We start from the raw sequence: 22,426 nt of genomic DNA, 5'->3' as shown, positions 1-22,426 counted from the left end.
GATTAAACTGTTGATTTTTGACCCGTTCACCCGAGGGCCCACCGGCAAATGGCAGAACAAAGCTTGGTATTTTCGTTTTTCCTGATTTTCACCGGTGCGGCGGTTCTGGCATCTATTGCTCTGTATACCCGTCAGCCTCTGCTGGTCGCCTATATTGTCCTGGGCGCACTGCTCGGCCCTTACGGCTTCGAATTTATCGGCGATACCAAGTTGCTGGCCGACATTTCCCATATCGGCATTATCTTTTTGCTGTTTCTGCTCGGGCTGGATATGCAACCTTCCCATCTGGTGCAGATGCTTCGCAAAGCTACCCTTGTGGCCATACTCAGCGCACTTATATTTATGGCCATTGGCTATGTGGTCGGTATCGCCTTCGGCTTCACCCAGACCGAAGCCATCATCATAGGTGTCGCTTTGATGTTTTCCAGTACGATTATTGGCATCAAGTTACTGCCCACCACCGTACTGCATCACAAACATACCGGTGAACTTGTAGTCGGTTTACTGCTGCTGCAGGATATTATCGCCATTATGGTCCTGCTGGTTCTGAACAGCACCGGCGCAGAAGAAAGTGATCCGATGATGTTCGTGCAAACAGCCTTTGCCCTGCCTGCAATTATCGTCGCAGCGTTCCTCTTCGTACGCTTCTGCCTGTTACCGCTGATTCATCACTTTGACCGCTTTCACGAATACATCTTCCTGGTGGCCATTGGCTGGTGTCTGGGCATGGCTGAAATTGCTCAGCTGACCGGATTATCCGCCGAGATCGGTGCATTTATCGGTGGCGTAGCAGTAGCAACCAGCCCCATCGCACAGTACATCGCAACCAGTCTGAAACCCCTGCGGGATTTCTTCCTGATTTTGTTCTTCTTCTCAATCGGCGCCAGCTTCAACCTGGCCCTGCTGGGTGAAATTCTGGTGCCTGCCCTGGTACTGGCAGTTCTGGTACTGGCGCTCAAGCCGCTGGTTTTCCGGGTACTGCTGCGCCGTATCAGTGAGAGCAAACAACTTGCGTGGGAGGTGGGTTTCCGATTAGGGCAGATCAGTGAGTTTTCATTGCTGATTGCTTATCTGGCCACCAGCACAGCGCTGATTGGTCAGGCGGCGTCTCATGTTATTCAGGCCACAGCCATTCTGACCTTCCTGCTGTCCACCTATGTGGTTATTTTCAACTTCCCGAACCCCATTGCGGTATCCGATAAGTTACGCCGGGACTGATGCCCGGCGTGCGTCCTGATGCTTAACCGTTAAATTTCTGTTTATTGCGGTTCGCCCAGATCTGTTCAGCTTTGGCAATATAATCCGCCGCATCAGACTGTTCCGGCGCCTTATCACTGAGCAACTGCAATACCGTTGCCAGAGTGGATATCACCGCACCTTCACCGTACTCATGCTCAACCTCACCCCGCCACAGGCCAAGCAGTTCTTCCAGATTCAGATCCTGCTTCACCAGCCGGCGTGGGTAATAACGTGGCCACTGAGTCGCCTGATATTCACCGTCAAAAGTCCACTGCAGATCACAATCGCTGTCCGGCTTGATCTCCGCTTCACCACCATCACCCTTGATGGTCAGTCCGCGCTTAACGCCCAGCAACATAGCTGTTTTCTGGTGCATCGGTCCGTACGCCGGGTGAAACACCCCGTCCACAGTATGTTCAGCATGCAATGGGTTCAGCAGGCGGCACAGGGTATGTACCGGCGAGCGTAAGCCCATAATGTTGCGCAGGTTGATAATCTTCGACATTTTCGGGCTGAGCTGTTCAATAGACATAAACGCGAAGTTATCACGGTCCAGCGCAGCAGCACTCTGCTGCCAGTCCTGACAGGCCTCCAGACCAAACATCGCCAGCATTTCCTGAGTGTACATCCGGCCATGGGTATGACCACGGGCACCATGCATGAATACCCGGTAACCGGCATCCGCCAGCGCCAGTGCACTGAGCAGGAACCACGGCAGCTGACGCTTTTTACCGGCATAGGTTGACCAGTCGATATCCACCCGCAAATCCTGTGGCGGATGCATTTCAGAGCGTACTGCCGATACAAAACCCGCCAGCTCTTCCGGTGCTTCTTCCTTCACCCGCAGCAACATCATAAATGCCCCGAGCTGTTCCGGCTCAACCTCACCCCGGATGATCATCTGCATGGCATCATGGGCTTCTTCCTGAGTCAGTGAACGGGAGCCTTTCTTACCTTTACCAAGAATACGTACATATTGAGCAAAAGGATGTTCCAGGGACATAGACCTTCTCGATTGATTAAATTAAAGTGCGCGGAGTTACCGCAAGCGCCGGCACATTTTTCAGTAATTATCAGCCTGAAACAGCGACGCCACATATTGTTGAATTCTAAAGGCTGGAATGCACAGCGCAAAGGTATAAATTAACATTTGTTGACCGGCACAATTGCCTGTCACCGACCCGGCATGGCGTGCACATGAAAACTCTGCAACAGCATTACCATTTATTCTTCAACGCACTAGTGTTTTTTACCCGCCTGCCCGCCCCTGACGGTATCGAATACAGCCAGAAAAACAGTCAGCTGGCTAACCGTTACCTGCCTGTAATAGGCCTGCTGATCGGCAGTGCCTGCGCTCTGAGCTTTGCCATCACCGGTTATCTGTTCGGTAATACTATCGGCATTCTGTTTGCGATCGCCACCGGCATTCTGCTGACCGGCGCACTTCACGAAGACGGCCTGGCTGACTGCGCCGACGGTTTTGGCGGTGGCTGGGAAAAGTCCCAGGTACTGGCCATCATGAAAGATTCGCAACTGGGCAGCTACGGCTGTATCGCTTTGCTGCTGGCACTGGGCCTGAAATTTCTGACTCTCACAACCCTGACAGATATCATTCTGGTCATGATCCTTGCCCATACCCTGAGCCGCTTCAGCCCGCTGCTGCTGATCTACATGGACCAGTACGTGCGGGCAGATAACAGCAGTAAAGCCCGTACCATGAGCCGGGGAATCAGTATTGGTGGACTGAGCTTTGCTGCCCTGCCAGTCATACTGATTCTGATCATCAGCGCCATTTTCAGTGATGCATACTCAGTTTCTGGCATCTGGCTATCCCTGTTACCGGCTGTTATCACTGCACTGGCCTGCCGGCGTTATTTCCTGAAACGAATCGGCGGCTATACCGGTGATTGCCTGGGTGCCTGCCAGCAACTGTCCGAGCTGAGCATCTATCTCTATTTCTGCTGGCTGCTCACATAAATTGCTTTCCCGCCTGACACTGGTAAAATCCGCCGTCCAGAAGGCCTGCCGGAAAGACGCCGGTTAACGATCAGATTGCTCTAAAGCAACAACTACGGGCCTAGCCAAACTTTTCCTGACCAGAGCCCCGTCATGCGCCGAGCCAATCAACGTCACCGTTCCAAATCAAGCCAGCCAAACAAGCCCGTTTCCAGCGAACCGGCCGAGCTGGTTATCGACTCACTCAGCCACGATGGCCGTGGTGTCGGACGCCTCAGCGGCAAAGCGACCTTTGTCAGCAATGCGCTGCCCGGTGAAACTGTTATTGCCAAGCTGCACAACGCCAAATCAAAGTTTAATGAAGCTGACTGCCTGGAAGTGCTCAGCGCCAGCGCTGACAGAGTGGAGCCTTTTTGCGAGCATTACCACACCTGCGGCGGCTGCGACCTGCAACACCTCAGCCAGGAAGCTCAAGTCAGCCACAAACAAACCCAGGTACTGGAGCAACTTTCCCGCATCGGCAACCTGACGCCGGAAGAAACGCTGCCGGCATTACAGGGACCTGCACAAAATTACCGCCGCAGCGCCCGCATCGGCATCAATCAGCGGGCCGACGGAGAAGTGATTATCGGCTTCCGTCGCCGTTCATCCAACCTGCTGACCCAGATCGATAACTGCCCGGTTCTGGACTCCCGGCTGGATAACATCTGCGCCAGCCTTCGCGATGCCCTTGAGGTACTGCCGACCGTTAAACACCTGACGCACCTGGATATCAGCCTTGGAGATACTGGCGGACTGTTCAGTGTTCGCCATGTTAAACCGCTCAACGAAGAAGAACTGACCATTTTTACTTCGGTGTGTGATGCCTACGGCCTGACACTGCAGTACGAAAAAAGCGACCGTCACAGTGCCAGCTACCAGGTCGGTGATGTAAACCTGGACTTCCACAGCGGCGACTTTATTCAGGTCAACGGGGACATCAACCGCCAGATGGTAGATCAGGCCCTGACCCTGCTGGACATTCAGTCTGAAGACAAGGTGCTCGATCTGTTCTGCGGGCTGGGTAACTTCTCATTACCGCTGGCCCGCAAAGCCGCGCAGGTAACCGGCGTGGAAGGCAGCGATGCCATGGTTGAACAGGCATCCGCAAACGCGGCAGCCAACAACATTGAGAACTGCCGTTTTTTCCGCGCGAACCTGGCCGATACCATCATTCATACCCAGTGGTACAAAGACAGCTACGATAAAGTTCTGCTGGACCCGCCCCGTGCAGGTGCAGAAAACATTATCGAACAGGTATGCAAGCTGAAGGCAGAAAAGATTCTCTACATTGCCTGCAACCCGGGGGCACTGGCCCGCGACGGTGGCCAGCTGCAACGCCACGGCTATAAGCTGAGCCGCTTTATGCTGGCGGATATGTTCCCCCAGACCCATCATATTGAATCCGTTGCACTGTTCGAGCGGGACCCGGACTTTAAACCCGAACAGCAGGAAAAGCTGCTGGGCAAGCACAGCCACCTGCGGGAAGATTCCCAGAAAAAACGTAAAAGCAGCAGCAAGCCGGTGAAACAGGGCCTGTGGAGACGCCGGTAATGATTTACCCGTCATTGGCAGCAGAACGGATACTGTACAGCGACGATCAGCTGATCGTCGTGAATAAACCTGCCGATCTGCTCTCTGTACCGGGTAAGGGTGAAGACAAACAGGACTGCCTGTGGCGGCGTGCCCAGACAGATTTCCCAACGGCCCGTATCGTACACCGTCTCGACTATGCCACTTCCGGCGTAATGGTGATCGCCCTGACGGCCGAAAGCCACCGCCATCTGAGCATGCAGTTTCAGAACCGCGAAACTGATAAATATTACCGGGCAGTCATTGCCGGCTCACCTGCTGACGATCAGGGGCTGGTCGACCTGCCCCTGCGCTGTGACTGGGATAACCGTCCGTTGCAGATGGTCGACCATGAACAGGGGAAGCCAGCCCAGACCCGCTGGGAAATCACACAGCGGATGGACGACCGGTGCCACGTAAATCTCTATCCGATTACCGGCCGCTCACACCAGCTGCGGGTACACATGCTGGCACTCGGTCACCCGATTCTCGGCGACCGCTTCTATGCCAGCGAAGCCCAGCAGGCAATGGCTCCCCGCCTGCTCTTGCACGCTGAACAACTGACGTTCAGCCACCCGGTCAGTGGCGAATCACTGACATTTACCGCCCCCGCGGATTTCTGACGCCAACCGCCATAACGGAACACACGTGGATTATCAGTTTAATCAGGATTACATTCTCGGTTGCCAGGCAACCTTTGCAATGCCCCATGAAGCTTTCGGCCACTGGCTGAACGCCGGCCTTAATCAGCCACAACACGACGCTGAACTAAGCCAGATTATCAGCCAGGCGGAATCAGTGCTGGCCGGTGCCCGAATGAACTGGGAGCATACATCTGACGAATATCAGCTAACACTGGAAGACGGCAGCGCCCGGATTCGTCACCAGAGTCTCGCTGACGATTACGGTCTGGCCGACGCCGGCCTGGAAAAAGATTTCGACTTCTACGATGAAGAAGCAGACAGCCACTGTGGGCTGGAAGACTTTATTGACGCACTGCAAGACTGGCAAAGCTTCGTCCGTGAAAACAGCGGCTAATCCAGCCGCCCTTCCCGCCGCAACCGACGCTTTACCGACCAGCGATACAACCACGACAGCATCTGCCTGATCCCCGGCAACCCTATCAGCCAGCTGAGCCAGCGGTACCGGGGAATCCTTTGCAACAACACGATGTAGGCATCCAGCTCCCTGAGCACCCGCCCGTCCTCAGCCTGCAGATGGAGTTCGGTCAGCGCCAGATAAGGATCGATCCCCAGAGCAATCAGATACGCATCCTGACCGGTAATATCAAACCACTCCACTCCCGCAGGATCGGGATCGAGGCGTTCATAATCAGCCCGATCCCGCCGACACCGGGGACAACTGCCATCATAAAACACTTTTAATCTGGCCATACATTGATCTCCTGAAAGCTCAGTTAACCACCCGTAACAAATCTCCTGATACATGTGCATTAATATTTTCCACCACCTGATCTGCAATCCGCTGCCGGGCCTGCAGGCTACCCCAGGCACTGTGGGGCGTAATAATCAGATTAGGAATATCATCAGCCAGTAACACATTACCCTCTTTTGGCGGCTCCACACTGAGTACATCCGTTGCCGCGCCGGCAAGATGCCCCGAACGCAACGCATCTGCCAGCGCCGCTTCGTTCACAATGCCACCACGGGCAGTGTTGATTAAAAAGCTACCCGGTTTCATTTTAGCCAGTGCGGCGGCATCTATCAGGTCCCGGGTATCTTTCGTGAGTGGGCAATGCAGACTGAGCACATCCGCCTGCCTAAGCAGATCGTCCAGAGACAATCGTCCGGGCTGCTCCTTTCCGGCACGCTGTGCAATCAATACCTGCATACCAAAGGCTTCAGCCAACCGGCCAACTTCCTGTCCAAGCTCACCATAACCGACTAATCCCAGGGTTTTACCTGCCAGTTCTGAAACCGGATAATCCAGCAGACAAAACTGTTCTGAACGGCCCCAGTCACCCTGCTTCACCGCCCGGTCATATGCAATCAGATTAGTATGCAGCCCCAGCATCATCGCCATCACATGCTGGGTCACTGAACGGGTACCGTAAGCCTGACAATTGGTCACGGTTATGCCAAGTTGCCGCGCGGCGGCCAGGTCCACATTATTGGTCCCGGTTGCAGCAATGCAGACCAGTTGCAGCTTTTCAGCACCGGCCAGCAAGGCTTCACTGAGCACCACCTTATTGACGATAACCACATCTGCATCACGGATACGCCCGGCAACCTGTGACGGCTCGGTGGACGTATAACTGCTGAAATGCCAGTCACCTTGCTGTAACGAAGCCAGATTTAAATCATCAAAGTCCAATGTCGCCAGATCCAGAAATACAACATTCATCAGGATTCTCTCCCTGTGACAGATACAAAAAAAGGGCCTCTCTCAGGCCCTTTTTCTAAGCATAATCTTACCGGGCATTAACCGGCCTGATTCAGGTTATCCTTAACTTCCCAGAGGATTTCCTCAGCAATGGTTTTCGGAGCAGATACATCTTTATCTGTCTTAACCACCAGGAAGGCACCATCATTGGTACGGCGCAGCTGCAGCTGATAACGGCCGATGTGTTCATAGTCACCGGTATTTTCGTTAATCACACCTTCATTATCGCCAAACACGTAGATAACTTTGTTACCTAACCAGATCTTATAGCCTTTACGCTTGGAAAGATCGTTCGGGTCGGTCCACGGCTTTTCTTCACCTTTACGGCTGCCCGGCTGGAAGCCTTCGGCGACAGATGAGTATTCGATATTATCGTCCTGCTCACCCTCACCCAGACCCAGAACTTCAGTCAACCCACTGGTATCCAGCTTAATTTCCTCACGGTCGGAGTGCAGCCACTCGAAGAAGCCCAGTGTCGGACCTTCCTCAAATGGTGTGGTGGTCGCGTAGGTCATGTAAATCACACCCAACTGCTGATCACGGGTACCGATGTCCAGACCGGCGTTATCCAGTGCCCGGTTAACTTCACCCCATGCCTGATCGATAGTGCCGGAAATTTTCAGTGCAGGGAAACCGTTGGCATCACGACCCAGTTGCGGACGCTTAACGCGCTGCGCTTCAACCGCCAGCTCACGCTGAGTGGTCGGCTTGTGCGCCGGACGGCTCAGGAAACGCAGCATCTCAAACATCTGATTCGCTTTGTAGGCGTTATCCGTGCTCGTTTCCCAGTCAACTGTAGCCGGACGTGCTTCCTGGGGCACACGGCTATGATCCATTACAATCTCGGTACGCTGGTAATCATCTTCCACCGGACGCAGGCTGACACGGATCTTATCACTCACGTCACCTTCCACGTCGCGGAACGTCACCGTATTCACCACGCTGTCTAAGAAACTGTAATCTTTACCGGCGGTATCTACCCACTCGGTTTCCATCACACCTTCACGGGGGGAAGATTCGCTGAGTTTGATACCACGGCTGGCCCAGTAGCTTTGCACCCGGGTCCAGACATCAGCAATCGGCTCATCAACAATTAACACTTTATCCAGGCCGTCACGTTTCATGGCAACGTTTTCGCCGCCTGCTTCCGCATAGAAGAACTCAGGGCGCGGCACCGTAAATTCCTGCTTTCGGGCGACAGATGTCTGACCTACGGTCGGCACTTCAAGACGGTCACTCATCTGAATTGTATCGTCACGCAGGCTTGGCGGAATTTCCAGCCGCTGACTGGTCTGAGACTTTTCATAGTCCTGGCTGCGGTCTTTGATCAGACCGTTCTCACCATAGATGGGATTCGATGTGCCACATCCAGTCAAAGTCAGTACAGCTGCCGCTAGTGGCAACAACACAATATTTCGCATGTTTAATTCCGTTCTAAAATTAAAGGCAACCACATACATCGTTCGAGACGCCCTTTACCCCTGCAGATATGACGACCGGATCACTCACCGAAAACCGTTGCGGTTATTCGTGCCTTAACCCGACATTGTCCGGTTACCGGTACAGTTTCCGGCCACCACGACAGCTACAGATGTAAATGAAAGTGCCTAATACTACTTGGCCAACGAAGATCACTCAACGCCTCTGACCAGTAAAATAACAAAAAGTCATAACTGACTAACCTTTGTGTATTTAAAGGCTTAATAGTTCAGCACTTTTTACATAAAAACCTGCTTTTTACACAAAGCATCATGACCCGCCGGATTCAGTCGCACAATGACCCGACTAACAAGCTGTTTCACGGTGAAAAAATCCATCCGGGGATTTTCTTCGTATCCATACTTTGTTTGAATGTACGCCTGATTTTTACGGTCGGTGGTTTACCTTACTGAAAACCGCCTGATTCAAGCACCGCCTGTCTTTTGAAAGGAGCCAACTATGAGCCTGCCAGTTATCGGCGAAGCCGTTACCAATTTTACCGCTGCCGCCACCAGCGAAACCACTGTCACCCTGAGTGAGCTGAAAGGCAAAAACGTGGTGATTTATTTCTACCCGAAAGACAGTACCCCGGGTTGCACCACAGAAGGCCAGAACTTCCGGGATCTGTACCCGGAGTTTCAGGCAGCCAACACTGAAATTTTCGGTATATCCCGTGACGGTATGCGCGCCCATGAAAACTTTAAAGCCAAGCAATCCTTCCCGTTTGAGCTGATCAGCGATAAAGAAGAAGATCTGTGTAAGCTGTTTGATGTTATCAAGCTGAAAAAGATGTACGGCAAAGAACACCTGGGCATTGAGCGCAGCACCTTCCTGATCGATGCTGAAGGCGTCCTGCGTAACGAATGGCGCAAACTGAAAGTTGCCGGTCACGCCGACGAAGTACTGGAAGCCGTTAAAGCCCTGTAAGCAGCTCTGCCTCCTCAGCCGGTGTGGCTGCCAGCCTGAAACCAGGTTTGCAGCATACCGGCCAGTTGCCGTACCTCAGACGAAGATTTCTCATTCCGCCTGACCAGTGCAGACCACTGTAAAGACAAGCCACTCCCCGGCGTAACCGCCACAACCTTACCTCTGCTAAGCGCTTCCGATACTGCCCAGCGGGACAGAATGCTCACCCCAAAACCGGCAGCGATCAGCTCAACAATGGCGTCCGTCATTTCCACCACACTGAGCCGGCCCGGCACCACCCCCGCAGGCCGAATAAACCGCTCATACTCAAAGCCCGGCAAAGTGGTCCGGCTATAGGTCAGGTAGTTCTCAGTCTGTAAATCCTGCGGCTGTATCCTGTCCCTTGAAGCCAGCGGATGATTAACCGGCACAATCAGTTCCAGACAATCCTCAAACAGGGCTATCGCTTCAACCCCCGGTGTGGTCATATGGCCAGGCGCAAGCACCATATCCACTTCACTTTCCAGCAAACTCTGCAGCGGGCGGTGAGTAGCAGCAGCAATCAGTTCGATTTCAATTCCGGGGGCCTGCTGCCTTAACACAGCCATAAAATCCGCCAGCCAGTGATAGCAGTTATAAGCAGCCACACCGATTCGCAGGGTCACACCATCATTCTGCTGACGCTGTATGAAGTCCTGCTCGGCACGTTGCAGCACCGGCAAAACCTGCTGCATCTGTTGTACCAGCACCTCACCGGCGGGGGTTAATTTCAGCACCCGCCCCTGACGTTCAAAAACCGCGCCTCCCAGGCGCCGTTCGGCTTCGGCCAGACGATGACTCAGCGCCGACTGACTGATTCCCATTACCTGCGCAGCCTGACGCAACGTGCCGCACTGGCAAACCTGATGAAGCATCTCCCAGTGACGCATATCCAGCCGCATCATAAGCAGCCTCCCAAATTTAAAAATCTAACACATGCATCAAACTAATCAATTAGCAGAATTATTCAATATTTAATTCATCATTTTATAACTAGGATGCAGGCATTCCATCAACACAGGCATGCAGTAAAAGGACTCTGACAACATCATGCAAAGCTCTGCACCGGAAATAACCTGTAAACTGCACGGCAGCCCGCAGCACAGTAACCTCTCTCAACTGGCGGGACCGCTAATGATCTTTGCTTCCGCCTGCGGCTTCGGGCTCAACCCGCTGTTCGTACAGTTTCTGGCTCAGGAAGGCTTCGACACCCTGACCACAACTTTCTATCGCTTCGCCATTCCCGGACTTATTTGCGCCGCATTTTTGCCCCTTGCCCGAGCACTGTGGCCGGAAGCCGTCCGGATGCTCGGGCTGGGTATGCTCAATGGCATCGGCGCTTACTGTTACTTTGATGCCCTGCAGACAATCCCTGTCAGCCTGGCAATCCTGATTTATTACACCTACCCGGTATTTTGCGTGATCATCGGCTGGGGCTGGCGTAAGCGCCGCCCCTGCCGTAACGCATCACTGGCTGCCATGCTGATCCTGATAGCAGTATCACTGGTCGCCACGCCGGAAACACTGCGCGGCGTACCTGCCAGTGCAATCCTCAGCTGTGCCATCGCTCCTCTGGTATTTGCCGGTCACATTCAGTATCTGGCAAAACCGGCGCAGCATATCCCTGCTACCGGCCGTATTGCCTGGAGCTCTGCCGGTCATCTGGTGATTCTCATCCCCATGATGTTGCTGTCACCCCCTGAGCAGCTGCTGCCACAAAGCATCAGTGGATTATATGGATTGCTGGGAATTTCAATCATTGCGGCAACCATTCCTCAGTTTATGTTTCTGGCCGGCGTAAAACGCACCGCCCCTGAGCAAGTAGCCATTATCGGCGCCAGTGAACTGATTATCGCCATGCTGACCGGCACCTGGTTTATGCAGCAACCGCTGGGCCAGCCGGAAATCACCGCCATGCTGCTTATCTGTATCGCCCTGATGATCCGTACCCGCAAAGAGGTACAGGCCCCGGCCTGAACATTTTCAAAAGGCGTAAAAAAACCGCATCAGGCTTCACCCGATGCGGTTCTTAATCACTGAACCCGGTCTACTCTGTCGCCCCCGATCCGAGGGCATGACTCTTCGGCCAGGCATTGAGAATGGCTTTAATCAGGGTCGCCAGCGGAATAGCAAAGAACACACCCCAGAACCCCCATACGGTACCAAATACCAGCACCGCCACAATGATGGATACCGGGTGTAAATTCACCGCTTCGGAAAACAGTAAAGGTACCAGTACGTTACCGTCCAGCGCCTGGATAATGCCGTACGCCACCATCAGGTACCAGAACTCGTTCGTCCAGCCCCACTGTACAAAACCAATCAACGCAACCGGCAGCGTCACTAACGCTGCTCCGATATAGGGAATTAATACCGACAGGCCAACCATAATGGCCAGCAGTGCTGCATAGTTAATGCCCAGGAAGACAAACACCACATACGTGACCCCGCCAACAATGATGATCTCAATCACCTTACCGCGCACATAGTTGGCAATCTGATCATCCATTTCGTGCCAGACATTGGTCAGCATCTCTTTCTTTTCCGGCAGGAAAGACACCCACCAGCGGGCCAGACCACCGCCATCTTTAAGGAAGAAAAATACCAGAATAGGTACCAGAACCAGATAAATCAGTAATGCAATCAGGCCGGTAATAGAGTTAAGCGAGAAGGTAACTACCCACTGCCCTGCCTTACTCAGCTCTGTGGTAGCAATATCAATGATCTGGGTGATCTGGTGCTCAGAGAATATCTCCGGATACTGCTGCGGCAACAACAGCAATACATGCTGTGCCTCAGTGACCATCCTCGGCAGCTCATTGAACAGATTAACCGACTGCTTCCACGCCAGCGGCAGAATAAACAGAATGACCGATAGCAGCACCCCGACAAACACCAGAAACACTGATACAACCGAAACCAGATGCGGGACGTTTTTTTCCTTAAGCCAGACAATAATCCCCTGCATCAGGAACGCCAGTATGATACTGGTAAATACCGGTGCCAGTGCCTGCCCCAGATAAATAATGACGCCAAAAGACGCCACCAGAAGCACCAGCAGCAACATTACTTCTTCATTGGAGAAGTAACTTTCAATCCATTTAGAAAAAATCTTCTTCAAACCCGGGAGCTCCTCAGCCGTTAACCGCGGCGAATCACGTAAATATATTCATCATCCTCGGTGAACGCTTCCAGCAATTCATGGTCGGACTGATCTGTATAGGCTTTAAAATCCCGTACTGAGCCGGCATCTGTCGCGACCACCCGCAGCACCTGCCCCGGTGTTAAAGCATGTAAAGCCTGTTTGGCTTTCAGTAACGGTAGCGGACAATTCAGACCGCGGGCATCAAGGTGTTGATCAACTAACTCAGACATCATACATACTCTCAGAATAACACTCGCCAACACCCGGATAACAAAACCACAGTGGCGGTTAAAACCATAATGCTAATAACAAGTTGAGCAATATATAATAAAAAGCCTCAATAACCTATGACACCAAAGTTATTTTCTGCGTGCTGCTATACACTGCCTGACAGATATCATTAAAGCAGCAATAAAGGCGTTAAGCTGTGACGGTAAATGTTGTGATAAAAAAAGTTGTGACCATGAAAAAGATTTTTCAGCGCGGCCTGATCACCGCCGGCAGCGCAGCCCTCTGCCTGCTACCGGTGAGTGTTCCTGCCAGCAACCAGTTGCCAACGATTGGCGACACCACATCTTCGGTGATTTCACTGCAACAGGAATACCAGTTAGGCCGTACCTGGGCCCGACTCCTGCGTGGCAGCACCCGTGAATATCACGACCCGGTTGTCTATAACTACCTGTCCGATACCCTGTGGAACCTGGCAGCAACCAGCCAGTTAGTTGACCGCCGGCTGCAACTGATCGTTCTGGATAACCCGACCCTTAACGCCTTTGCGGTTCCCGGCGGCATTGTCGGCATTAATGCCGGACTTGTACTTGCGGCAGAAAACGAACAACAGCTGGCTTCCGTGGTGGCCCACGAACTGGCGCACCTATCACAGCGGCATTATGCCCAGCAACTGGAACAGCAACGGATTAATCAGCCACTGATACTGGCTGGCGTGCTGGCCAGCATTGTTGCCGGTGCCGCCTCCGGTGGTCAGGCCGGCGTTGCAGGTCTTTCCACCAGTATCGCTGCCGGCAAACAGCTCAGTCTGAACTTCAGCCGCCGTAACGAGCAGGAAGCCGACCGCATCGGCATGCTCAACCTGGTTGCCTCAGGTTACGATCCTAACGCCATGCACCAGATGTTCGGCCAGCTGCAGCGTTCCAGCCGCTTTCTTGGCCAGCGTCCGCCGGAGTTTTTGCTGACGCACCCGGTCACCGAATCACGGATTGCCGATGCCAAAAACCGCGCCAAGCAACTGGCCTCCAACGGACACCGGACTTACACCCCGGAATTCGGCCTGATTAAAACCCGCATCAGAGTCAGCTACAGCAAACAGCCAGCGGATCTGATCAAAGAATATGAAGCCCAGAGTCAGGACCCTTTAAGCCAGTACGGCATCATGCTGGCGGCAACCCGAAATCTGCAGTTCGATAAAGCAATGCAGGCCTACAACAAACTGCCGGCCAGCTTCAAAAACGAACTGGCCGTCAACATCGGTTATGTGGAACTGCAGCTGGCTAAAAAAGACTATCCTGCGGCACTGGCAAAACTCGACAGCCTGTACCAGCTCTACCCTGACAGCTATCCGGTACGCCTGTTTTATGGCCGGGCACTGATGAATGCAGGTAAATATCAAAAAGCAGTCAGCTTTTACGAAAGCCTGACCGAATCACAGCCACAGAACAGCCGTCTCTGGTATGAACTGGCTGAACTCTATGGTCTGGCCGGGGATACCAAAGGCCTGCACCTGGCCCGGATCGAATACTTTCTGGCCGTCGGTCAGGTAGACAGAGCGATGCAACAGATCGAGATCGCACTGAAGAACCCGGGGCTCAGCAGCCATGAAATTACCAACCTGAATCTTCGCAAACAGTCTGCTGAAGAAATCCGCGAACAGATTAAAGCCCTGTAACGATTTCCACCCGCAATCAAAAAAGGCGCCAACCGGCGCCTTTTTTAGCTGTTAATTTAACCGAAAGGCGTTTGCCCACTCCGATAAACTATTGCGTTGCTTTCTGAGCAAATGCATTCAGTGCACCGGCAACCTTTTTAAGTGGCTTCTCACAACCCTGAATATCATGCCGCTCGGCAAGGTATTGCGGATCGTTATAGCTCAGCCAGACCTGCCCCTGCTCATCTTCCTGAATCAGCGTTTTCTGCGGCAAATCAATCGCCATCTGCGGGCTGCAGTTCATCAGCAGGGTACCGATCTTCGGATTACCAAACACCACAACCTCTGTCGGGCGCAGCGAGAGGCCGACACTTTCCGCCCCTTTTGTATGATTGATCCGGGTAAATACCGTCATCCCTTTTGCTTTCAATACCGCTTCAAGTTTATCGGCAGTCTGCGCTACAGATGATGCACTCTTCAGCCGGATCAGGCCGTCATCGGCATGGGCACTCAGCGCGACAGTCGCAAGTAAAATGCTGCCGGCAATTGCGGCAACCTGAGGAAACTTCTTCATGATAATCCTTTATATCTGGGTAATTAATGTGGTTCACCTGGCAATACTCTGACCACATTTTTGCCCGGAAGATTCCTCAGACACATAAAACAACCGACTAAAGGCTGACCTTTTCCCGCAGCACAAACTTCTGAATTTTACCCGTGGAGGTCTTCGGTAATGGTCCAAAGATCACACACTTCGGCACTTTAAAATGCGCCATGTTGTCCCGGCAGAATGCAATGATGTCAGCTTCGCTGATATCAGCGGTCTCTTTCAGGGTAATAAAAGCACAGGGCACCTCTCCCCATTTTTCATCATTTTTAGCCACCACAGCAGCTTCCATCACCTTAGGGTGCCGATAAAGCACATCTTCCACTTCAATGCTGGAAATGTTCTCACCGCCAGAAATAATGATGTCTTTGGAGCGGTCCTTAATTTCGATATAACCATCCGGGTGCCAGACCGCCAGATCACCGGAATGGAACCATCCACCCGAAAAGCTAGCCTCAGTGGTGGTAGGATTTTTCAGATACCCTTTCATTACCAGATTACCGCGCATGAAGATTTCCCCCATGGTCTGGCCATCCCGAGGAACAGGTTCGAGGGTATCCGGGTTAGCCACCATCAGCCCATCCAGCATGGGTGCCCTTACCCCCTGTCGGGCTTTAAGCCGGGCTATCTCATCCTGCTCCCGTTCATTCCAGGCGTCATGCCACTCACACACAACCGACGGCCCATAGGTTTCAGTCAGGCCGTACACATGTGTCACGGTAAAGCCCATTGCTTCCATATTCTGAATCACCGCCGCTGGCGGCGCAGCCCCGGCAGTCATCACATTCACCGGATGATCAATGCCTGCCTTCAGTTCAGCAGAGGCATTATTCAGCATATTCAGCACAATCGGCGCGCCACAGAAATGGCTGACCTTATCTTTCCTGATGGCCGTATAGATAGCATCATCCCGCACATGCCTCAGGCACACATTAACGCCTGCCGCAGCCGCCACCGACCAGGGAAAACACCAGCCATTACAGTGGAACATCGGCAGGGTCCACAGATACACCGGATGCTGTCCCATATTCCAGGAAACAATATTGCTCATCGCATTCAGATACGCGCCGCGATGGTGATATACCACTCCCTTCGGGTTACCGGTGGTACCGGAGGTATAGTTCAGACTGATCGCATCCCACTCGTCGTCAGGCATTTGCCAGTCGAAGTCTTCGCTGCCTTCCGCCAGCAGTGCCTCATAATCACACTCGCCGATCAGCTGCCCGCCTTCGTAATACGGGTCATCAATATCAATCACCAGCGGCCGGTGTTCCAGCATATTCAGCGCCCGCTCAATAACCCCTGAGAACTCCCGGTCAACAATGACGACCTTTGCTTCAGCATGCTGCAGAATAAACGCCAGCGCCTCAGCATCTAAACGGATATTCAGTGCATTGAGCACCGCACCGGACATCGGCACCCCGAAGTGCACCTCAAACATTGCCGGAATATTCGGCGCCATTACCGCCACCGTATCCCCTTTCCCGATACCCCGGCTATGCAACGCGCCGGCCAGCTGCCGGCAACGGCGATAGGTTTCCGACCAGCTGCGGCGGGTTTGCTGATGCACCACCGCCGGATAGTCAGGAAACACGCTGGCCGCCCGCTCAATGAACCCAAGCGGACTGAGCGCGGCGAAATTGGCAACATTTTTATCCAGACCAAAACTGTAAGGGCTGCTTGGGGTCGGCATAGGGATCTCCTTCTCAAAACGCACGGGACTTATATCTGATAACAAAATCTGACAACAAAGTCCGATAACAGAACATCGCCTGATATTAAGGGTAATTACCTATACGGGATACTATCCTAAAGTCATACCCGGCCTGACCGCATTAAGAATTGATTTTTTATCAGGGTTTATCCTAGGATCAGGGCATCAATTACCGGATAGCGAACATATGACCGACAGTAAACTCCGACATCTGGATGACATCGACGAAGCCGAGCGCTTCCGTTTTCTGGTGGAGCAATCCACCGACATGATCTCCCGTCACTCCCCCAGCCAGGACTGGACCTTTCTGGATGTCAGCCCGGCGGTTGAGCGGATGCTCGGCTACACCGTGGAAGAAATGATTGGTACCCGGGGCTACGACCTGTTTCACCCGGAAGATGCGGATAATCTGATTAAACGGTCCGCCTCCGTGCGCTACCGCCGGGGTATGTACACTAACGTTTACCGTTACAAACATAAGCAGGGCCACTATATCTGGCTGGAAACCACCAGCCGGACTCTGCGGGACGAAGACGGAAAGCCCATTGAAATTATCTGTGTATCCCGAGATGTCACCGAACAGACCCTGGCCCAGCAGGCTACCCGCCGGCTGGCCAGAGTGGTGGAAGCCTCTTCGGATATGATCATGTTCTGTAACCACAACACCCGGCAACTGACCTACATGAATGAGGCCAGCTACATCACCTTTGGTACCGAAAAAGAAAACCCGGTGGTGTTCTATCTGGAGCAACTGTTCGAACCTCAGGTGTACAGCAGTCTGCTACACGACGCCCTTTGTCACGCAGCAGAACACGGCACCTGGTACGGCAGCATCCCTCTGAAACTGCCCAATAACCAGCCCCGCAACGCTGAAGTACGGGAGATTATCGCCCACCGTAACCTGAACGATGATATGTCCGTTGAGTATTACTCGATTATCGGTCGGGACATCACCCTGCGCCGCAAAGCGGAAGAAGAAATGAAGCGCCACCAGCTGGAAATGGCCCATATCTCCCGGCTACTGTCGGTGGGAGAAATGGCCTCCGGCCTCGCCCATGAGATCAACCAGCCACTGGCAGCCATTCTCAACTACTGCCGGGGCTCAATGCGCCGGATCGAAGAAGGCCGTTTTAAAAGTATCAGTGAAGTGGGTAAATCTATGGAGCTGATTACCCGGCAGGCCAAACGGGCCGCAGAAATTGTTAAACGTATGCGCAGCTTTGTGAAAAAGACTGAATATCAGCGTATGACCTTCTCACTGAATGACAGCTGTCATGAGATTGCCGAATTCCTCAAACAGGAAGCCATTGACCACGGTACTGTATTTGAATTTCAGCTGGCAGACGATGACCTGCAGATTCTTGCCGATAAAATACAGATCGAACAGGTACTGCTGAACCTGTTCCGTAACGCCATTGAGGCATATAACGGCTGTCAAAAAAATCACCGACCCGTTATTATCGCCACCCGACAGCAAAATGAATGCATATACATTTCGGTATCGGATGAGGCAAAAGGTATCTCCAAAGACGTACTGGGCAAGCTTTTTGAACCGTTTTTCACCTCCAAAGCCACCGGGCTCGGGATGGGATTATCGATATCGAGAACCATAATAGAAACCCACGGCGGACAGCTCTGGGCAGAGAGTGATGGTAAAACCGGCACCCGGTTTTACATTAAATTACCGGCAAAAACCTGAAGGCAAGTACCATGCAGAAACACCCTGGCAACGTATTCATAGTAGACGATGACGATGACTTCCGTGACTCCATGCAATGGCTGCTGGAAAGTGCTGATCTGAACGTCAGCAGTTTCGCCTCGGCCCGGGATTTTCTGAGCAGCTACAAGGGCGAAGCCGGCTGCATGCTGCTGGATGTGCGCATGCCGGAAATCAACGGCCTGGCCCTGCAGCAAATCATGAAAGAGCGGGATATCCGCCTGCCAATCGTTGTACTGAGTGGCCACGGTGATATCCCGATGGCTGTTACGGCGATGAAAAACGGCGCGCTGGACTTTCTGGAAAAACCGTTCGATGACGAAGTACTGCTACCTCTGGTGGAAAACGCCCTTGCCCACAGCAGCACCCTGTTCGAAAACCAGCAGCAACAACAGCAAATTCAGGACCTGCACGACAGCCTGAGCCGCCGTGAAAAGCAGGTTATGGCATTAGTGGTTGCCGGCCGGGCTAACCGGGAAATTGCGGAAGAACTGGGCATCAGCCCGAAAACCGTGGAAGTTCACCGTTCCCGGGTAATGAGTAAGATGCGTGCCGGCAGCCTGCCGGAACTGGTAAAACAGGCAGAACAACTTAGCCTGAACTGAGCCGGCACGTTACAAAGTCACTGATCGCCGCCACACAGGCATCTTTGGCTTCCAGGTGGGGAATATGCCGGCAATCCTCCAGCATCAGTGCTTCAGCCTGAACCCCACCGCCGCTATTCCCACTACTGTTAATGCCGGTACAAATCTCATCAACCTGAGCGGGCTCTCCGTACTGATCATCAACCCCTTGCATAATCAACGCCGGGCACTCAACCCGGCTCAGCCAGCCACTCAGATCCAGCCCCTGAAAAGAATCCCGCAGCCAGGTATCATTCCACAGCCAGAACAGCTGATCAGTATGATCTCCGTGATAGCGGGCCAGACGTTCCGGTAAATCAGTTTCCTTATACAGCCTGCGGGCCGCCAGAACGCCCCGCCGGGTAAGCGGGTCTACCCGTACATGGGCCGCCATCGTCACAATCGCTTTTACTCTGTCCGGCAATTCTGCAGCCCCCACCAGGGCAATTGAACCGCCATCACTATGACCCACCAGAATGACTGACTCCAGCCCGGCAGCATTCAGAACCGGCCCGAGCCGTTGCAGCGCTTCACGCTGCAGGTAATCATCGGGGCGAACATCATCCGGTTTACCGGAACCGCCATAGCCCTGGCGCTCATACGCAAACACATCCAGCCCGGTAGCCAATGCCAGCCGGGAGGGAAAGTCCTTCCACATATCCAGATGGCCCAGCGCTTCATGCAATAACACCAGCACAGGCTTATCCGGCTGATATTCGCTGCCATGGCGACCGTGAATGTAATGAATCCGCCCACCCGCTTCCGGGGTCAGATAACCTTCCTGCCAGTTCAGCGCAGCTGCGTAATAATGCTGCCGCCGCTCTGCATTCAGATACTCACTCATGTACGCTCCGGAATCGAATATGTCAGGGTACTGTGGGCCACCACATCGTCTGAGCCGGCGGAACGGATCCAGACCTCGCCCACCGCCAGCCGTTTGCCGAGTTTCATGATCTGGCAGCGCGCCACCAGGTCACAGTCCGGCAAAGGCTTTTGCATAAAGTTGATATTCAGATTGGTGGTCACCGCCAGCGCCACCGTGCCAATCTGGCCCAGCAAAGCGGCGTACATAGCCACATCTGCCAGTGCCATCATCACCGGGCCGGACACGGTGCCTCCGGGACGCAGGTGTTCATCGCCCACCTGCAGGGTCATTTCCGCCCAGCCATCCCCCAGTCCGGTGAGCACACCGAAGCGCTCACCCTGGGGAAAATGTTCGGTAAGAAAACCGTTTAAATCTGCAATCGACATTACTGGCTGCACAGACGACTCCTTATACAGTCTCATTCAGTCAGAGATACTCACATATGCACGCATCACAAACACTGGCATACAAGCACAATTCAACAGAGCAGACCTGACTTAAACCGTCAGGGCATCCGCCTCTTCTTTGGCCCGGTTACGTAAAATAAACCGCTGAATTTTGCCACTTGGGGTTTTCGGCAAATCCGCGACAAACTCAATTTCCCGGGGAAACGCATGGGTTGAGAGCCGCTCACGCACCAGGGTTTTCAGCTGCGCGACCAACCCCTCATCCGGTTCAAAACCGGCCTTAATCACCACATAGGCCTTCAGAATTGCCCCCCGTTCTGAATCAGGCTTACCGACAACTCCACTCTCGGCCACCGCCTCATGCTCCAGCAACGTGCTTTCCACATCCGCCGGGCCGACGCGGTACCCGGCAGTGGTAATAATGTCATCATCCCGGCCATTAAAGGAATAACTGTCATCCCCATGGCTGACCACCACGTCCCCGGTGAGATAATACTTGCCCCGGAACGGATTCTTTTCTCCCCAGGTATAGCCGGGGAAAAAGAACAGCGGCGAGTTTTCCATATCAATGGCCAGCTCCCCTACTTCACCTTCGCCAATTTCCTGAAGATCCGGATTAAGTGCCACCACCCGGTGACCGGGCATCGAAAAGCCCATCGAACCAATGCGCACCACCGTCTGCTCCAGTTCATGGTGGTTACAGGCTGTCATCCCGGTTTCAGTCTGCCCGTAATGATCCATCACCGGGCAACCCAGCCGGCGACCGACCCAGCCAATCACCTCAGGATTAAGCGGCTCACCGGCACTACTGGCCACCCGCAGATTAAACGGCTCTTCGCCATCCAGCACATCATCATGGGCCATCAGCATCCGGTATGCGGTCGGCGCAGCGGCCAGATTGGTAATGTCATATTTGCGCAGCATTGCGTAGGTGGTTTCCGGGGTAAACCCGTGCTCATTGAAATGGGTTGCATTGCCCAGCAATAACGGCCCGACCACTGCGTAATACAACCCATACGCCCAGCCCGGATCAGCCACATTCCAGTACTTATCTTCAGGCCGCAAACCGATGGCATAACGCATGTATACATAAAACGACAACAATGCTCTGGCAGGTACCGCCACCCCTTTCGCCTTACCGACGGTTCCGGAGGTAAACATCTGCAGAAACGGTTCATCCGCACCGATAACAACCGGCGTGAACTCATCGCTTTGCTGATCAAGCTGTTGCTGAAAATCCATATCCTGCTGATATTCGGCAGCAGCATTATCACGATTAACCAGTAATACCGGCGGGCAGGCATTCACCGCATCAAATTTGTGTCGGTTATCTCCGTCGGTCACCACCAGTTTGGTTTCCGCCCGGGTCAAACGGTACTCAATCGCACCGCTGCCAAATGCGGTAAACAGGGGCTGATACACTGCACCCGCCCGCAAAACGCCTAATACAACGATCAACAATTCCGGTGTGCGGGGCAGCATGCAGGCTACCCGGTCACCACGGCCGATGCCCTGTCCGGTGAGGAAGTTAGCAAACTGCGCCGCAGCCGCCTGCAATTCTGCAAAACTGTGCTTCGATGCAGTCCGGTTAACCCCTTCGTAATACAGCGCTATCCGGTCTTCATCAGCCCAGCGGTCACATATTTCACTGCAGACATTAAAACCGTCTTTTAGATTACCTATCAGTTGCGTTTCAACTGTATCCGCACTGAAATCACCGTAAAACGCCCCATAGTTTTCCATGTTAATTGCCTCTTATATTTATTATTTCTGCGGGCACATTCCGGGTTACATCCCTGTGCTCACGACATATCGGATAAAAAATCGGTGTAA

The 22,426-nt window shown here is 53.3% G+C and carries 22 protein-coding genes; 10 read left to right on the top strand and 12 right to left on the bottom strand.

The window, feature by feature from the left end:
* Positions 1-48: 48 nt before the first annotated feature.
* Positions 49-1,218: a cation:proton antiporter domain-containing protein gene (locus tag JYB63_RS00965; RefSeq protein WP_205655874.1), complete on the top strand. Its 1,170-nt coding sequence runs from the start codon at positions 49-51 to the stop codon at positions 1,216-1,218.
* A gap of 22 nt (positions 1,219-1,240) precedes the next feature.
* Here JYB63_RS00965 and JYB63_RS00960 read toward each other — a convergent pair whose 3' ends face one another.
* Positions 1,241-2,242, bottom strand: a complete 1,002-nt coding sequence (locus JYB63_RS00960; RefSeq protein WP_205655873.1) for a glycosyl transferase family protein — start codon at positions 2,240-2,242, stop codon at positions 1,241-1,243.
* A gap of 194 nt (positions 2,243-2,436) precedes the next feature.
* Between JYB63_RS00960 and JYB63_RS00955 the strand changes: the two genes are divergently transcribed.
* The 4 genes from JYB63_RS00955 to JYB63_RS00940 all read left to right on the top strand — a co-directional run bounded on the left by JYB63_RS00955 (position 2,437) and on the right by JYB63_RS00940 (position 5,844).
* The gene (locus JYB63_RS00955) at positions 2,437-3,216 is read left to right on the top strand and encodes an adenosylcobinamide-GDP ribazoletransferase (protein ID WP_205655872.1); all 780 of its coding nucleotides are present in this window, start codon (positions 2,437-2,439) and stop codon (positions 3,214-3,216) included.
* 132 nt (positions 3,217-3,348) lie between these two features.
* Positions 3,349-4,788, top strand: coding sequence for a 23S rRNA (uracil(1939)-C(5))-methyltransferase RlmD (gene rlmD, locus JYB63_RS00950; protein WP_205655871.1), 1,440 nt, complete (start codon positions 3,349-3,351; stop codon positions 4,786-4,788).
* Positions 4,788-5,429, top strand: a complete 642-nt coding sequence (locus JYB63_RS00945; protein WP_205655870.1) for an RluA family pseudouridine synthase — start codon at positions 4,788-4,790, stop codon at positions 5,427-5,429. The genes rlmD and JYB63_RS00945 overlap by 1 nt, the downstream gene beginning before the upstream one ends.
* 25 nt (positions 5,430-5,454) lie before the next feature.
* Complete coding sequence (locus tag JYB63_RS00940; protein ID WP_205655869.1) at positions 5,455-5,844, top strand: YacL family protein; 390 nt, start codon at positions 5,455-5,457, stop codon at positions 5,842-5,844.
* Here the strand turns inward: JYB63_RS00940 and JYB63_RS00935 are convergent.
* From JYB63_RS00935 to bamC, 3 genes are all read right to left on the bottom strand, one after another.
* The gene (locus JYB63_RS00935; protein ID WP_205655868.1) at positions 5,841-6,200 is read right to left on the bottom strand and encodes a thiol-disulfide oxidoreductase DCC family protein; all 360 of its coding nucleotides are present in this window, start codon (positions 6,198-6,200) and stop codon (positions 5,841-5,843) included. The genes JYB63_RS00940 and JYB63_RS00935 overlap by 4 nt on opposite strands.
* Before the next feature lie 19 nt (positions 6,201-6,219).
* Positions 6,220-7,170 (bottom strand): 2-hydroxyacid dehydrogenase, encoded by a 951-nt coding sequence (locus JYB63_RS00930; RefSeq protein ID WP_205655867.1) that lies wholly within the window; start codon positions 7,168-7,170, stop codon positions 6,220-6,222.
* Positions 7,171-7,247: 77 nt separating this feature from the next.
* Positions 7,248-8,630: an NlpB/DapX family lipoprotein gene (gene bamC, locus JYB63_RS00925; protein ID WP_205655866.1), complete on the bottom strand. Its 1,383-nt coding sequence runs from the start codon at positions 8,628-8,630 to the stop codon at positions 7,248-7,250.
* Between the two features lie 517 nt (positions 8,631-9,147).
* On the opposite strand from bamC, the gene JYB63_RS00920 reads away from it, so the two are divergent.
* Positions 9,148-9,615 carry a peroxiredoxin gene (locus tag JYB63_RS00920; RefSeq protein WP_205655865.1) on the top strand — a complete coding sequence of 156 codons (468 nt, stop codon included), beginning with the start codon at positions 9,148-9,150 and terminating at the stop codon, positions 9,613-9,615.
* A gap of 14 nt (positions 9,616-9,629) precedes the next feature.
* On the opposite strand, the gene JYB63_RS00915 is transcribed toward JYB63_RS00920, so the two are convergent.
* Positions 9,630-10,538, bottom strand: coding sequence for a LysR family transcriptional regulator (locus JYB63_RS00915; protein ID WP_243431767.1), 909 nt, complete (start codon positions 10,536-10,538; stop codon positions 9,630-9,632).
* 145 nt (positions 10,539-10,683) lie between these two features.
* Here JYB63_RS00915 and JYB63_RS00910 point away from each other — a divergent pair, with 145 nt between their 5' ends.
* A complete protein-coding gene (locus tag JYB63_RS00910) occupies positions 10,684-11,610 on the top strand; it encodes a DMT family transporter (protein WP_205655864.1) in 927 nt (308 codons plus the stop codon).
* 70 nt (positions 11,611-11,680) lie between these two features.
* Here the strand turns inward: JYB63_RS00910 and JYB63_RS00905 are convergent, their stop codons facing one another.
* Together JYB63_RS00905 and JYB63_RS00900 are read right to left on the bottom strand one after the other, a co-directional pair.
* Complete coding sequence (locus JYB63_RS00905) at positions 11,681-12,754, bottom strand: AI-2E family transporter (protein WP_205655863.1); 1,074 nt, start codon at positions 12,752-12,754, stop codon at positions 11,681-11,683.
* A 20-nt stretch (positions 12,755-12,774) separates the two neighbouring features.
* Positions 12,775-13,011, bottom strand: coding sequence for a sulfurtransferase TusA family protein (locus tag JYB63_RS00900; protein WP_205655862.1), 237 nt, complete (start codon positions 13,009-13,011; stop codon positions 12,775-12,777).
* Between the two features lie 230 nt (positions 13,012-13,241).
* Between JYB63_RS00900 and JYB63_RS00895 the strand changes: the two genes are divergently transcribed.
* On the top strand, positions 13,242-14,681 hold the full coding sequence (locus JYB63_RS00895) for a M48 family metalloprotease (RefSeq protein WP_205655861.1): 1,440 nt from the start codon (positions 13,242-13,244) through the stop codon (positions 14,679-14,681).
* Between the two features lie 88 nt (positions 14,682-14,769).
* On the opposite strand, the gene JYB63_RS00890 is transcribed toward JYB63_RS00895, so the two are convergent.
* Together JYB63_RS00890 and JYB63_RS00885 are read right to left on the bottom strand one after the other, a co-directional pair.
* On the bottom strand, positions 14,770-15,234 hold the full coding sequence (locus JYB63_RS00890; RefSeq protein WP_205655860.1) for a DUF302 domain-containing protein: 465 nt from the start codon (positions 15,232-15,234) through the stop codon (positions 14,770-14,772).
* Between the two features lie 97 nt (positions 15,235-15,331).
* Positions 15,332-16,960: an acyl-CoA synthetase gene (locus JYB63_RS00885; protein WP_205655859.1), complete on the bottom strand. Its 1,629-nt coding sequence runs from the start codon at positions 16,958-16,960 to the stop codon at positions 15,332-15,334.
* A gap of 208 nt (positions 16,961-17,168) precedes the next feature.
* Between JYB63_RS00885 and JYB63_RS00880 the strand changes: the two genes are divergently transcribed.
* Positions 17,169-18,680, top strand: coding sequence for a PAS domain-containing sensor histidine kinase (locus tag JYB63_RS00880; RefSeq protein ID WP_205655858.1), 1,512 nt, complete (start codon positions 17,169-17,171; stop codon positions 18,678-18,680).
* Positions 18,681-18,691: 11 nt separating this feature from the next.
* On the top strand, positions 18,692-19,303 hold the full coding sequence (locus JYB63_RS00875) for a response regulator transcription factor (protein ID WP_205655857.1): 612 nt from the start codon (positions 18,692-18,694) through the stop codon (positions 19,301-19,303).
* On the opposite strand, the gene JYB63_RS00870 is transcribed toward JYB63_RS00875, so the two are convergent.
* From JYB63_RS00870 to JYB63_RS00860, 3 genes are all read right to left on the bottom strand, one after another.
* Positions 19,290-20,165 (bottom strand): alpha/beta fold hydrolase, encoded by an 876-nt coding sequence (locus JYB63_RS00870; protein WP_205655856.1) that lies wholly within the window; start codon positions 20,163-20,165, stop codon positions 19,290-19,292. The genes JYB63_RS00875 and JYB63_RS00870 overlap by 14 nt on opposite strands.
* Entirely contained in the window at positions 20,162-20,584 is a 423-nt protein-coding gene (locus JYB63_RS00865) for a PaaI family thioesterase (RefSeq protein ID WP_431193905.1), read from the bottom strand. Before JYB63_RS00865 ends, JYB63_RS00870 begins: the two co-directional genes overlap by 4 nt.
* Before the next feature lie 99 nt (positions 20,585-20,683).
* Complete coding sequence (locus tag JYB63_RS00860) at positions 20,684-22,336, bottom strand: AMP-binding protein (protein WP_205655854.1); 1,653 nt, start codon at positions 22,334-22,336, stop codon at positions 20,684-20,686.
* Between the last annotated feature and the right edge of the window lie 90 nt (positions 22,337-22,426).

Source organism: Aliamphritea spongicola, assembly GCF_017051665.1.
Lineage (GTDB): Bacteria > Pseudomonadota > Gammaproteobacteria > Pseudomonadales > Balneatricaceae > Amphritea > Amphritea spongicola.
Note: the sequence above shows the minus strand (reverse complement) of the source record. Positions and strands in the feature narration are given on the sequence as shown.

Bases quoted from the DNA above. Each gene is read 5' to 3' on its own strand.
- JYB63_RS00965 (WP_205655874.1), top strand. From the start codon at position 49: ATGGCAGAACAAAGCTTGGTATTTTCGTTTTTCCTGATTTTCACCGGT.
- JYB63_RS00960 (WP_205655873.1), bottom strand. From the start codon at position 2,242: ATGTCCCTGGAACATCCTTTTGCTCAATATGTACGTATTCTTGGTAAA.
- JYB63_RS00955 (WP_205655872.1), top strand. From the start codon at position 2,437: ATGAAAACTCTGCAACAGCATTACCATTTATTCTTCAACGCACTAGTG.
- rlmD (WP_205655871.1), top strand. From the start codon at position 3,349: ATGCGCCGAGCCAATCAACGTCACCGTTCCAAATCAAGCCAGCCAAAC.
- JYB63_RS00945 (WP_205655870.1), top strand. From the start codon at position 4,788: ATGATTTACCCGTCATTGGCAGCAGAACGGATACTGTACAGCGACGAT.
- JYB63_RS00935 (WP_205655868.1), bottom strand. From the start codon at position 6,200: ATGGCCAGATTAAAAGTGTTTTATGATGGCAGTTGTCCCCGGTGTCGG.
- JYB63_RS00930 (WP_205655867.1), bottom strand. From the start codon at position 7,170: ATGAATGTTGTATTTCTGGATCTGGCGACATTGGACTTTGATGATTTA.
- bamC (WP_205655866.1), bottom strand. From the start codon at position 8,630: ATGCGAAATATTGTGTTGTTGCCACTAGCGGCAGCTGTACTGACTTTG.
- JYB63_RS00920 (WP_205655865.1), top strand. From the start codon at position 9,148: ATGAGCCTGCCAGTTATCGGCGAAGCCGTTACCAATTTTACCGCTGCC.
- JYB63_RS00915 (WP_243431767.1), bottom strand. From the start codon at position 10,538: ATGATGCGGCTGGATATGCGTCACTGGGAGATGCTTCATCAGGTTTGC.
- JYB63_RS00910 (WP_205655864.1), top strand. From the start codon at position 10,684: ATGCAAAGCTCTGCACCGGAAATAACCTGTAAACTGCACGGCAGCCCG.
- JYB63_RS00900 (WP_205655862.1), bottom strand. From the start codon at position 13,011: ATGATGTCTGAGTTAGTTGATCAACACCTTGATGCCCGCGGTCTGAAT.
- JYB63_RS00895 (WP_205655861.1), top strand. From the start codon at position 13,242: ATGAAAAAGATTTTTCAGCGCGGCCTGATCACCGCCGGCAGCGCAGCC.
- JYB63_RS00890 (WP_205655860.1), bottom strand. From the start codon at position 15,234: ATGAAGAAGTTTCCTCAGGTTGCCGCAATTGCCGGCAGCATTTTACTT.
- JYB63_RS00885 (WP_205655859.1), bottom strand. From the start codon at position 16,960: ATGCCGACCCCAAGCAGCCCTTACAGTTTTGGTCTGGATAAAAATGTT.
- JYB63_RS00880 (WP_205655858.1), top strand. From the start codon at position 17,169: ATGACCGACAGTAAACTCCGACATCTGGATGACATCGACGAAGCCGAG.
- JYB63_RS00875 (WP_205655857.1), top strand. From the start codon at position 18,692: ATGCAGAAACACCCTGGCAACGTATTCATAGTAGACGATGACGATGAC.
- JYB63_RS00870 (WP_205655856.1), bottom strand. From the start codon at position 20,165: ATGAGTGAGTATCTGAATGCAGAGCGGCGGCAGCATTATTACGCAGCT.
- JYB63_RS00860 (WP_205655854.1), bottom strand. From the start codon at position 22,336: ATGGAAAACTATGGGGCGTTTTACGGTGATTTCAGTGCGGATACAGTT.